The sequence below is a fragment of the Planctomyces sp. SH-PL62 genome, assembly GCF_001610895.1.
Lineage (GTDB): Bacteria > Planctomycetota > Planctomycetia > Isosphaerales > Isosphaeraceae > Paludisphaera.
The window spans coordinates 2728208-2739961 of record NZ_CP011273.1; the positions used below are offsets into that span (position 1 = coordinate 2728208).

At 70.9% G+C, this 11754-nt stretch carries 8 protein-coding genes; 4 read left to right on the forward strand and 4 right to left on the reverse strand.

The window, feature by feature from the left end; genetic code table 11:
• The first annotated feature begins 166 nt into the window (after positions 1-166).
• The 3 genes from VT85_RS10535 (at position 167) to VT85_RS10545 (ending at position 5566) form a co-directional block, all read left to right on the forward strand.
• On the forward strand, positions 167-2023 hold the full coding sequence (locus VT85_RS10535) for an ABC transporter permease (RefSeq protein ID WP_068414409.1): 1857 nt from the start codon (positions 167-169) through the stop codon (positions 2021-2023).
• Positions 2024-2528: 505 nt separating this feature from the next.
• On the forward strand, positions 2529-4991 hold the full coding sequence (locus VT85_RS10540) for a choice-of-anchor Q domain-containing protein (protein WP_068414412.1): 2463 nt from the start codon (positions 2529-2531) through the stop codon (positions 4989-4991).
• A 233-nt stretch (positions 4992-5224) separates the two neighbouring features.
• Positions 5225-5566 (forward strand): hypothetical protein, encoded by a 342-nt coding sequence (locus tag VT85_RS10545; RefSeq protein ID WP_068414415.1) that lies wholly within the window; start codon positions 5225-5227, stop codon positions 5564-5566.
• A 228-nt stretch (positions 5567-5794) separates the two neighbouring features.
• Here the strand turns inward: VT85_RS10545 and VT85_RS10550 are convergent, their stop codons facing one another.
• Both VT85_RS10550 and VT85_RS29095 read right to left on the reverse strand, forming a co-directional pair.
• On the reverse strand, positions 5795-7411 hold the full coding sequence (locus tag VT85_RS10550) for a bifunctional metallophosphatase/5'-nucleotidase (RefSeq protein WP_068414418.1): 1617 nt from the start codon (positions 7409-7411) through the stop codon (positions 5795-5797).
• Between the two features lie 41 nt (positions 7412-7452).
• Positions 7453-7965 (reverse strand): thioredoxin family protein, encoded by a 513-nt coding sequence (locus VT85_RS29095; protein ID WP_068414421.1) that lies wholly within the window; start codon positions 7963-7965, stop codon positions 7453-7455.
• Between the two features lie 979 nt (positions 7966-8944).
• On the opposite strand from VT85_RS29095, the gene VT85_RS10565 reads away from it, so the two are divergent.
• A complete protein-coding gene (locus VT85_RS10565; RefSeq protein WP_068414427.1) occupies positions 8945-9211 on the forward strand; it encodes a hypothetical protein in 267 nt (88 codons plus the stop codon).
• A 226-nt stretch (positions 9212-9437) separates the two neighbouring features.
• Here VT85_RS10565 and VT85_RS30005 read toward each other — a convergent pair whose 3' ends face one another.
• Together VT85_RS30005 and VT85_RS10575 are read right to left on the reverse strand one after the other, a co-directional pair.
• Complete coding sequence (locus VT85_RS30005) at positions 9438-10037, reverse strand: sugar O-acetyltransferase (RefSeq protein ID WP_068414430.1); 600 nt, start codon at positions 10035-10037, stop codon at positions 9438-9440.
• 42 nt (positions 10038-10079) lie between these two features.
• Positions 10080-11678, reverse strand: coding sequence for a hypothetical protein (locus VT85_RS10575; protein WP_156512798.1), 1599 nt, complete (start codon positions 11676-11678; stop codon positions 10080-10082).
• Positions 11679-11754 lie beyond the last annotated feature (76 nt).

Sequence of the window (11754 nt, forward strand, 5' to 3'; positions counted from 1 at the left end):
GACAGGGATGCACCCCGGGCTACGATACTTTGCATCGCAAATCTTGTTAGCCGCGATCATCCCTACCTGCACGGACCGGCCGTAGGTTTGGACGCCTTTGCGGGGCGCGAGCGGCCGGGGGATCTCGTAGGCGGTCGAACGATCCCAGCGAGCGGGAGGCCGGGGCATGGCGAGGCGAGTGGGCCTGGGGCCGGTCTTCGCGTATGAGTGGCGGATGGCGTCGCGGCGGTGGCCGGGTTATGCGATGCGGTCGCTGACGGTGCTGCTGATGCTCGGGGTGATGACGCCGGTCTGGTACTCGTGGCCGGCGGCGACGCCCGCCCGGCAGGCGGAGATGAACGAGGTCTTCCACCTGTGGGCGGCGATGCTCCTGCTCGGGCTGGTCGGCCTGGCGGCTCCGGCGGCGACGGCCGGGGGGATCTGCCAGGACAAGGCGCGGGGCAGCCTGGCCCTGCTCTTCGCCACCGACCTGTCCGACTCCGAGATCGTCCTGGGGAAGCTCGCGGCGCGGCTGGTCCCGGTGCTCGGGATGATCCTCAGCGTCGCCCCGGTGCTGGCGATCTCGACGCTCTTCGGCGGCGTCGCCCCGGTCTCGCTCGTCGAGGCCTTGCTCGTGGTGCTCTCCTGCGCGGTCTTCGGCTGCTCGCTGGCGCTGACGCTGTCGGTCTGGGGGAGGAAGACGCACGAGGTGCTGATGGCGACCTACGTCCTCGGCCTCCTCTACCTGCTGGGCGCACCGGTCTACGCGGGCCTGCAAGCGACGCTCCCCGCGGCGTGGCGGGCGCCGTGGCTGCCCTCGATCTGGGACGTCCTCCGGTACAACCCGATCTTCCTGGTGCTGGCGGCGTTCGGGGGGTCGCCCCCGGTCCCGGTGACGTTCGGCACGTACGCGACGTTCCTTGGAATGGGCCTGGCGGCCTCGGCGGCGCTGATCGGCGCGGCGGCGTGGCGGGTCCGGGCGGTGGTGATCCGGCAGCTCGGCCGGGGAGAGCGGGCGGCGTGGTCGCTCGGGCGGGTCGACCTCGATCGGCTCGGCCGGTGGGCCCCGGGGACGGTCCGGTTGGGTCTCCTGGTGCGCCGGGTGTGGCCGGGGCCGTCGCTGGACCGCAACCCGGTGCTCTGGCGCGAGTGCCGGCGGAGGCGTCCGTCGCGATGGAGCCTCGCGGTCTGGGGGATCTACGTCCTGCTCTGCGGCGGTTTCGGCCTCTACGCCATCGTCGGGATGATCGGCGGCAACCGCTGGGGCCGCGAGCTTGGCGCCGTGGTCAACGGTCTCCAGGTGGGGGCCGGGCTGCTGCTGCTCAGCGTCTCGGCCGCGACGAGCCTGGCCGAGGAGCGCCAGCGGGGGAGCCTCGACGTGCTGATGACCACGCCGTTGTCGACCCGGGCGATCGTCTGGGGCAAGTGGTGGGGCGCCTTCCGCGCCGTGCCGCCATTGCTCGTGCCGCCGCTGGTGCTCGCCACCGTCCTGTCGTCCCACACGGGGCGCTACTGGGGCGTGGCCCTGATGGCGGCGCTGATCCTGGCCTACGGCGCGGCGATCACCAGCCTCGGGCTGGCCCTGGCGACCTGGATACCGCGGATGCACCACGCCGTGGCGCTGACCGTCGGCCTCTACACGTCCATGAGTATCGCCTGGATCCCCCTGTCCCTCATCCTCTTCGGGGAAGGGCCGGATGACCCCGGCCACGGCGTCGCGGCGGGCAGCCCGCCCATGGGCGTCGGCGCCTTCAGCTCGGTGCTCGCCGGCAAGGGGGCGCCGCGCGAGTTCGCGACGCAGACGCTCTGGACCCTCTTCTGGACGATCGCCTACGGGGGCGTCGCCCTCGCCTTGCTGCTGGCGACGCTCCTGACGTTCAACCGCTGCCTCGGGCGCATCGACGGCCCCTCGACCCGAGACGAGGACGACTTCGCCCGCGACGGGGAGACGGCCGGACCGGCCGAGGTCGGCCCCTCCCCATCGTGCGGCCCATCCTCGGTCGACAAAGCCACGGCGGCAGACCCGTTGGCGTCGGAACCGTGAGCCGTCGACGGCCTCGGGAGCGGCCGGTGGTCAGCACAGGAGTGGCCAGGCGCGAAACGAATGCCTGACCAACCATCGACCTGGCCAAGGTCAGCACTCGGAGGTCTCGGACCGCCCAGGCCCGCGACGCGCGAATCGCTTCAAAATCTCCTGAATCGGTCCTTGCTTTGGGCCAGGGAGGCGCGAAGATGAGAGCGGCTCGACGACCCGCGACGGCCGGCACGCAACGCCTCGTCTCCGGACGAAGCCGCGGGCCCGGCTGGTGGAGGGATTCCGGGATGCGGTCCTCCTCGAAGCCGCCGTCGCCCGGCGCGGGCGACTCCATCACGGGAAGTCGATCCTCCCCCGGGGCGGCAGACCGCGGCGTGGCCCCAACCCCCAGCCGCCGACCACCGGCCGCGCCCCCAGGATTCGTGGGCCTTGCCAAACGACCCCGCGACGAGCGCCACCGCTCGCGATCAGGCCGAGACGCCCGCCGCCCTTCCCCGCACGAGGGCCTTCCACCATGACACGCATCTTCTCCCCCCCGCTTTCGAGGGCAACGTCTCGCGACCGCCGCGGCCGGTCGCGGTCGGCCCGGCGACGCCTGGCCCTGGAAATCCTGGAGCGTCGCGCCTTGCTCGCGGGCGACCCCACGGCCTACCTGGTCAACCTCGCGAGCGCCGTCGGCGCCGGCTCGGGCGTCGTCGGCGACCTCGCCTACGTCGTCGGCCGGGCGAACGCCGACGCCGACCCGGACGGCAGCGTCATCCGGTTCGACCCCGCCGTCTTCTCCTCGCCGCAGACCATCACGCTGACGGCCACGCTGGCGCTGACCGGGACGGTCGGGCCGATCGCGATCGAGGGCCCCGGCACCGACCTGCTCACCATCAGCGGCGATGACGCCGTCCAGGTGTTCCGCGTCGATACCGGCGTGACGGCCTCGATGTCGGGCCTGACGATCGCACACGGGCACGACGCCAGCGGCGGCGGGATCCACAACGCCGGGAACCTGAGCATCGCCCAGGTCATCCTCAGCGAGAATCAGGTCTTCAGTGCCGATGGCAGCTACACCGGGACCGGCGGCGCGATCGACAACCGGGGCATACTGACGATCGTCGATGCGGCTTTCCTGGAGAATGGGGCCACAGGCCGTCAACAAGGATTCGGCGGCGGACTCGGCTCTGGCGGCGCCGTGTACAACGCCGGGACGCTCTCCATGACGGGGGGCCGGTTCGAGAATAACCATGCCTATGGCGAGGGCGGTGAGTTCGGCGGCGGCGGCGGCTTTGGCGGAGCGATCTTCAACTCCGGCATGCTGACGATCGCGGACGTCGCCCTTGATGCCAATTCCGCCAGAGGGGCCGGTTCGTTCGTCGGGCAGGGCCGCGGGGACGGCGGCGCGATCTACAACTCGGGCACGCTCACCCTGTTCCGGTCGTCCATCACCGGCTGCGTGGCGGCCAACGGGGACGGCGGGGGGATTTACAGTTCGGGCGTGCTCAGCCTGTTCGACGTCCTCATCGCGGGCGGAGGAGCCGCCGACGGCGGCGGCGTCAGCAATTCCGGCACGGCGACGATCCAGGGCGGCACGATCAGCCACAACCAGATCTCCGGTGCAACGATCAACAGATATAACGAGCTGAGCGATTGCAGCGGCGGCGGAATTGACAACCGTGGGTCGATGACGATCGTCAACGTCACGATCACCGGCAATACGGCGGCCGCCCCTTGGGGCGAGACTAAGGGCCGCGGCGGCGGGATCAGCAACAGCGGCACGCTCCTTCTCGACTTCGCGACGATCGCCGACAACACGGCCGACGAGGGGGGCGGCCTCTGGACCTCAGCGGGGCCGGCCGTGACGATGTGCGGGGTCAGCCTCCTCCGGAACCCCGACGGCGGAAACGTCGCCGTCGGCGGCGGCGGGGCATTCCGTTCGCTGGGGCGCAACCTCTTCTCGGACGCCCCCGGCGTCGCCCTCGACCCCACCGACCTGATCGACACCGACCCGCTGCTGGGACCGCTGGCCGACAACGGCGGGCCCACGTGGACGATGGCCCTGCTGGCCGGCAGCCCGGCCGTCGACGCCGGGATCGCCGTCGACGGCGTGACGGCCGACCAGCGCGGCGTGGCTCGGCCCTGGGGGGCCGCGCCGGACGTCGGCGCCTTCGAGGCCGACCGCTGGCCCACGGCTTTCGACGTGCCGGCCGGGACGACGATCGTCTACGGGACCGCCTCTACGGCGGTCTCCGGCCGCATCACCGCCGGGGCCCTCGTCCCGCCGGGCGACGTGGCCGTCACGCTGGACGGCGTGACCCAGGCCGCGGCGATCGACCCGACCTCTGGGGCGTTCACCTCGGTCTTCGCGACCTCCGGCCTGCACACCTCGTCCTCGCCGTACTCGGTCGCCTACCATTACGCCGGGGCCGTCGGGTTCCTCGCCGCCGACGCGGCCGGCGTCCTGACCGTCGCCCCGGCGCCGCTGACCGTCGTCGCCGACGACCAGGTCGCGGCCTTCGGGGCCGACCCGCCGGCGCTCACGGCCCGATACTTCGGGTTCGTGAACGGCGACGACCCGGCGAGCCTGGCCCGGCCCGCGACCTTGACCACAACGGCCGTCGCCTACAGCACGCCGGGCCGCTACCCGATCCTGGCGTCCGGCGCGGCGTCGCCCGACTACGCGATCACGTTCGTGGACGGCGCGCTCACGGTGGCCCAGCCGACGAGCCCGCACCTGCGACGGCGCGTCGCCGTCGTGACGTCGCTCTACCGGCGTGCGCTCGGGCGTTCCGCCGAGCCCGCCGGCCTCCGCTTCTGGTTGGGGCGGCTGGACGCCGGCTCGCGGGCGGAGGACGTCGCCCGCCGGATCTGGAGTTCGCCCGAGCATCACGCCCAGATCCGCCGGCACGCCGGCCTCGGGATCGGCCGACCGGCCATGTCAGGAGGCAGGGTCGACGCCTGGCAGGGGGCGTCTCGGATCGGACGCTGACCCCCCGCGCCAGGGGTGGGAGGCCGGAGCCTCACAGGGCCGACCTCCGCCAGCTACGCCGAGGCGCCCTGGCCCTGGATCATGGGCGCACATCCTTACCGGCCTCTTTTTAACCTTTTGCGATTTAATCAGCGTAAAACCGTGCGCCGTCCCTTACAATCTCTCCCGCGTTCCATGTCGTTTCGCGAAACCGGCCCCCCGGCTCTCGGGGCCGCCGCAAGGGGAGGTGGATCATGTCGCTGGAGGAACGGATCGAGCGGATCGAGCGGCAGAACCGACGGCTGAAAGCCGCCGTCCTGATCGTCGGGGCCGGCCTCGCCCTGGTCGTCGGAATGGCCGCGGCCAACGATCGCTTCCGGGGCGAGGTTCTCATCGAGGCGATCAACGGACAACGCCAAATCTTGTTGCAGACCCATACCGATTTCGGGCCGGCGGTCGTCCTCTTCGACGGGGGCGGCTGCGAGCGCCTTCGGATCGGCTGCGCGTACACCCAGGGCGGGGCGGGGTTCATCGAATTCTACGGACCCGGACCGGCCCCGGGCCAGCGAGGGCAGTTCTTGAGACGGATCGATTAAGCAACCGGGGGACGTCGGCCAGGCACCTGGATGGGTGACCAAAAGGACCTGGGATGGGCCGCGACCTTTGGAGCGCCCGGCCGACGTCCGGCTGACGCCGACCGCACACGGTCTCTGGGACGGCGCCAGGCCGGCCCCGGGCGATGGAGCCTCTTCGGTGCCTGGCCGATTTGGGCTCGCAGGTTAAATTGGGCTCGAACCTCTCGCCTCGACGGCACGCGCGCCGGGTTAGGCGCGCGTCCTGAGCACGCGGTCCTGGCTGAACACCGTCTTCGGGAGGTCGAGCGCGACCGCCCGCCCCTCGCGCCGGGGCGAGAGCTCGCCCTGCTCGCGGCAGCTGTCGGCGAGGGTCTCGTGGAGCCGTTTGGGGAGCACTTTTACGTCGTGGGTGCCCGGGTGCCGGCAGACGACGTCGATCGGCTCGCCGTCCCGCTCGCAGCCCGCCATGGTGTAGCGGGCGGCGTCCTCGACCTCCTTGCCGTGGACCTTGACCGACCGCAGGCGCTTCCCGGCCGGCGCCTTCGCGACGTAGGTCATGACGAGCCCCGAGGCCCTGGGGCCCCACCCGCCGGAGAGCTTCCAGGGGTCGCTCGAGAAGACGAGCTCGAGCTCCTTTTCGAGGTAGGCCTTGAGTTCTTCGCCCGTGATCCAGCCGACCTTGAGCCTGGCGTCGAGGGGGAGCAGGTCCCAGAGGTCCTTCTCACGCACCGGGCCGGGGGGGACGGGCAGCCCGAAGCGGAAGCCGTTCGAGAACCCGATGTCGGCGCCGGCCGCCTCGCGCACGGCGTCGGAGATGACGTTGTCGGCGGTCGTCTCGAGCACGTCGTAGCGCATGATGGTCGTCCTTGCGCGGGCGACCACCGCGTCCATCCGCGCCCGGTGCGGGGCGAGCACGCGGTCGACGATCCCCTTCATCTCGCGGTCCTCCTCGTATTCTTCGGCGCGCACGGGGATGAGGCGGAAGGAGTGGGAGGCGACCCCGCCTTCGGGCCGAAGCTCCACGTCCAGGCGGCCGATGAAGGAGCCCATGGAGCCGGGCTCGACGACAAGCACGCGCCCCTCGAGGATCGGCTCGGGGGTCCGCTCGTGGGAGTGGCCCGAGAGCACGACGTCGACCTCGGGCATCTCGCGGGCGGTCTGACGCGCGATGGTGAGCCCCGTATGGGTCACGGCGACGATCAGATCCGGCTTTTCGCGGGCCTTGAGCTCCCGCACGAAGTCGCGCAGCCCCTCGATCCGGGTGGTATCCATCCCGGCGAACATCGTGGGGGGCTGGCGCTTGCTCGCGAGGATGTCGGTGACCCCGACGAACGCCACCTTGACGCCTCCCCGCTCGAACGTGACCGATGGGGCGAAGACGCGCTCGTTCGTCCGGGTGTCGTGGAGGTTGTAGCAGGCGACCTTCGCGTTGAGCCGCTGCATCTGGCTCAGGAAACGTTTCGGCCCGTACGCCGGCTCCCAGTTGCCGGGGACGAAGACGTCGATCCCCAGGGCGTTCAAGGGTTCGATCATCACCTCGCCCTCGGACCACGCCGCGGGCCCCGAGCCCTGGAACTCGTCGCCCCCGTCGAGGAGGAAGCAGGGCCCGGCGGCAGCCTTCCGCTCACGGTCGAGCGCGGTCTTGAGCCGGGCGTAGCCGCCCATCATCACGAGCTCCGGCGTCTCGCCGGGCAGGTACTCCGGGTGGGTCTCGAGCTGGGCGTGCGTGTCGGTGACGTGCAGGAGCGTGAGGCTCCTGCGCCCCGGTCCCGGACCTTCCGCGCGGGCCGCGCCCGCAAGGGTCGGACACGCAGCGCCGGCGGCGGCGGCCCCGGCCACGAACTCCCTCCTGGTCATCTTCGTCATCGCTCTCTCCTTCGTCCTTGTCATCCTGTGTGCTGCGGCCGTCAGCGCGACCCGCTCTCCGCTCCCAGAAACGCGATCGCCTCGCCGCTCGACATGTACCCGCCGCGGCGCAGCACGCGGCCGCCCGAGTCGACGACGAGGACCGCCGGGACCCCGGCGACGCCGTACCGCTCGGCGACGGGTGCATTCTTCGGGTCGTCGACGTCGAGGAGGACCGGGACGTATCCCCCGCGCACCGCCTCGCCCACGGCCGGGTCCGGCCAGACGTCGTGCTTCATGACGAGGCACGGCGGGCACCAGGAGGCGCTAAAGTCTACGAGCAGGGGCTTCCCGGACCCCGAGGCCTCGGCCAGGGCCCGGTCGAAGTCGGTACGCCACGGGATCCCCGAAGCGGGGGCGGGAGGGTCTGTAATCCTGTAGTAGGTGCCCTTGACCATCGGCCACTGGAAGGCCGCGACCGCGAGCACGAGGGCCCCCCAGGAGAGAGCGCCGCCGAGCCGTTTCCCTGGGCGGTTGGGCTGGTTGACGGATTCCGACGCCATCGCTGTCGCCATGCTTCCTTTCCCTCCGCGTGCGCGACGAGGTCTTGTCTTCGTTTTCACGCATCGCTCGCGGCCGGCTCCCGGCGCGCGCGAACCCGGGCGGCCGGGCTTCGGCCCAGGGCCGCATGCTCCTCGCGGGCGTGCTGGACGACGCCGTCGCAGACGAGCTTGCAGGGCCCGAAGGCCGACTTGTCGCGGATGCCGTGGATGGCCCGGTCCTCCTCGCCGCGAGGAGACGAGGCCCAGGTGTTTCAGGACGTAGTGGTGCTTCGAGGCCGAGGCCCCGGCGACTTCGAGCTCCTCGGGCAGGGTCGTGACGCTACACTCTCCGCGCTTGAGCCGAAGCAGGAGCCGCACGCGGGTCTCGTCGGCGATCGCCTTCAATCGCACCTCGACGCGACGGTCATCCGGTCGACCAGTATATCGCTAGTCGCCTTTATTCTTGCATGGGCATATTAGAGACAAAGACGGGCCAGGGCAAGGGCGGGCGGCGAGAAAAACCATCCCCCGTTGCGGTGTCCGCCGGAGAGGCTCTGCGGTTTTCCTTACGTCCAACCCGCGACGCGGTGAGCTTTCCCGCGATTCCCCGGGTGTCAGATGTCGGCCATACACTTAAATTTGGATGGGTAACCAAAAGGATCTGGGATGGGCCGCGACCCTGTAAGCGCCTGGCCCATGTCTGGCAGATCCCGACCGCACACGGCCTCTGGGGCGGCGCCAGGCCGGCCCCGGGCGATCGACGCCACGGCCGCCGTTCGCCCTCGCCGTCGAGTTCAGGCATTGGCCAAGGGCCAGAGGTTGGCCGGGCACTCAGGATGCGTCGAACGAGCCGGAGAGGCGGACGAACCACTGGCGAGGGGCGAGCGTCGGATGCGGGTATGACATCGAGGGGCGGCTCCACTCGGGTTGACGGCCTGGTGTGGCGACGGCCCTCGTCCCGCTCGGGCCGCCTCCCCGTCCACTCGACCCCCGTAGGAACGGCCAGGTCCCCATGTCGCCGGAACTCGAGACGCTCGACCAGCTACTCTGCGGGGATATGCCCCTGGCCGTCATTCGCGAGTTGTTCGACGACGGCGAGCGCTTCGCGCGGGCTGTTGCGGCGATGCTGCATGCCGGCGAGCTCCGTCTCCACCTCAATGGCGACGAGGCGCCCTATTGGCGTTGGCCGGAAGTGCTGGCCGCAGCGCGCGACCGAATCTATCCGGCAGATGCTCGGCTCGACATCGCCGAGGCCGGCGTCCGCAGGATCGTCGGATGAAATGCGACGGCGTCCGGCCCGCCCTCGAGAGATCGTCGATTCGGGCGAGCGCTCGCCATCTGCTCGATCCAGCCTCGGCTCCATGAACACCCGGAAAGGACGGCTCTCTCTGTGAACCCTTCTGAAATCCCCCGGTATCCCCGGGCCCTCCTTCTCGGGCGCCTGCCCTCGGTGGGGAGCGAGGAGCCCGAGCGGGAAAATAAACAGTGGCCGACTTCCCCGAGGCTCAAGCGCTCGGGCCGGGGAACCCGGTCCGGTCGCTCTCCGTGATGGCGCGGATCACCTTGCAGGGGACGCCGGCGGCGATCACCCGGGCCGGCACGTCTTTCGTGACGACGCTGCCCGAGCCGATGACGGCCCCGTCGCCGATGGCGACGCCCGGGTTGATGTGCACGCCCGCCCCGATCCAGACCTTGTCGCCGATGCGGACGGGTTTCGCGTAGCAGCCGCCGGCCGCTCGCTCGTCGGGGTGGATCGCGTGGTTGGAGGTGTAGATCCCGACGCGAGGCCCGAGCAGCACGTCGTCCCCGATGTGGATGCCGCCGCCGTCGAGCATGACGCAGTCGAAGTTGGCGTAGAAGTTGTTCCCGATGAAGATGTGGCGGCCGAACTCGCATCGGAAGGTCGGCTCGAAGTGGGCGCGGGCGCCGACGCCGCCGAGGAGCTGCCGGAGGATCGCCTCGCGCCCAGGAGTCGGGCCGGAGAACAGCGCGTTGTAACGATCCGCCAGCAGCACGGCGCTCTCGCGGGCGGCGACCAGCTCGGGCGTCAGGTCGTCGTACATGCGCCCGGAGCGGATGTGGGCGAGTTGCCGTGCCAGGTCCATGGGCGGCGTCCAGGATGAGGTCCGTCCGGGCGTCGGGTCGGGTCAGGGCGCGGTTTCAATCCAGGCGTTCTTCATCGAGCCGACGAATCGGCCGCGGGGGCCGTTTCCGATCGTCAGCTCCTGGCCTTCGGTGGCCAGGTCGAGGTCGGCGTCGTCGGCCTGGGAGACGAGGCGGCCGTCGAGGAAGAGTCGGAGGGCGCCGGAGGCTCGCTGGGCGACGACGTCGTGCCAGCCGGGGGACAGCTCGTGGTCGTGGGTGACGAGTCGTCCCGCCGACATCGACCAGACCTCGCCGGAGGGGAGCGTGGTGACGAACAATCGGCCCTGATAGGTGGCCATGGTCCAGGCTCGTCGGTACGTCACGTCCGGGGTGGCGTCGAGCTGCTTCAGCAGCGACCAGGAGGCGTCCCCCTCGTAACGGTAGACCTCCGCGCGGGGGAGCGAGCCGGCGTAGAGGCTGCCGTTGTGGACGAGCATCCCCATCACCTCGGTCTCGGCGCCGAGTCGGCCCGCGTCGGCCCAGCTCCCGTCGCCCTCCAGCCGGTAGACCTTCCCCGTGGGCCACGCCCCGACGTGGAGCGACCCGTTGTAGACGGCGAAGGAGTAAGTCTGGGTGACGTCGTCGGCCACGGGCTTCAGGTCGGTCCAGGACTCGCCGTCGAAGCGGGAGACGGTCGCGCCGTCGTAGCTGCTGGCGTACAGGGCCCCGTCGAAGACGGCCAGCGACTGGACGCGACGCCCGCCCGGGGTGGGGATCGAGGTCCACCGTTCGCCCCCCTCATATCGGAAGAAGCCGGCGGGACGGTACAGCGACGAGGCGTAGAGCCGACCGCCGAACGACACCAGCGCGGCGACCGCGGGCGTGGGGTCCAGGTCGCCGGCCGGCTCCCACACCCCGGGCCCGACGAACCGGAAGACCCGGCCCCCGCGCTCCAGGTTGTCCGACGCCGGGAGCGCCGAGCCCGCCGTGAGATACTTGCCGGTGGCCACGTAGAGCCGGCCCTCGTGCACGGCCATGGCCGTCACGGAATTCGAACCGTCCGGCGCGCCGAGCGGCTCCCAGCGGCCCGGCCCGTCGTACCGATAGACCTGTCCCCGATGGGGGAGTTCCGGCTCGCACGTCCCGACGTAGAGCCGGCCCTCGTGCACGGCGATGGAGAACCCGAGCAGCGCCTCGCCCGGCCGGCCCTCGGCCCGCCAGCTCGGCGTGGTCCCGGCGTCGATCCCGAACTGGAGCTGGCGCCGATTGGCCTGGCTGGTCGTCACGCCGGTGTTGTCGCGAAGGCCCAGGGTGAACCCCATCCGCCGCCTCGCGTCCCAGAGGCTCACCAGGTCGCCGAGATCCCGCACGCCGGAAGCCTCCGTTTGGAACGACAGCCCGATCGTGAAGTCGGACTTCCCCAGCGGGCGGTTCAGTTTGACGCCGGCCACCGGCGCGCTCTCCGGCCCGAACTCCACCTCCTCGCCGCCGATCAGCCGGACCGCCGTGCCGGAAGGCGTCGGCGCGACGTCATCGGGACCGGCCGCCGCAGCGGCGGCCGCGACCGTCGAGGCGAACAGCAGTCCCTGGAAGCCTCGCACGACGGACTCCGCGAGCGCGGGACGCATCCAGGACCACATGCGAATAGTCGCGATCGTCATACGATGACCTCGGTGCCGGTAGGCTTCGCTCGAATCGAATGCGGAGATCCATCCACGAAAACCGCCAAGATAACCC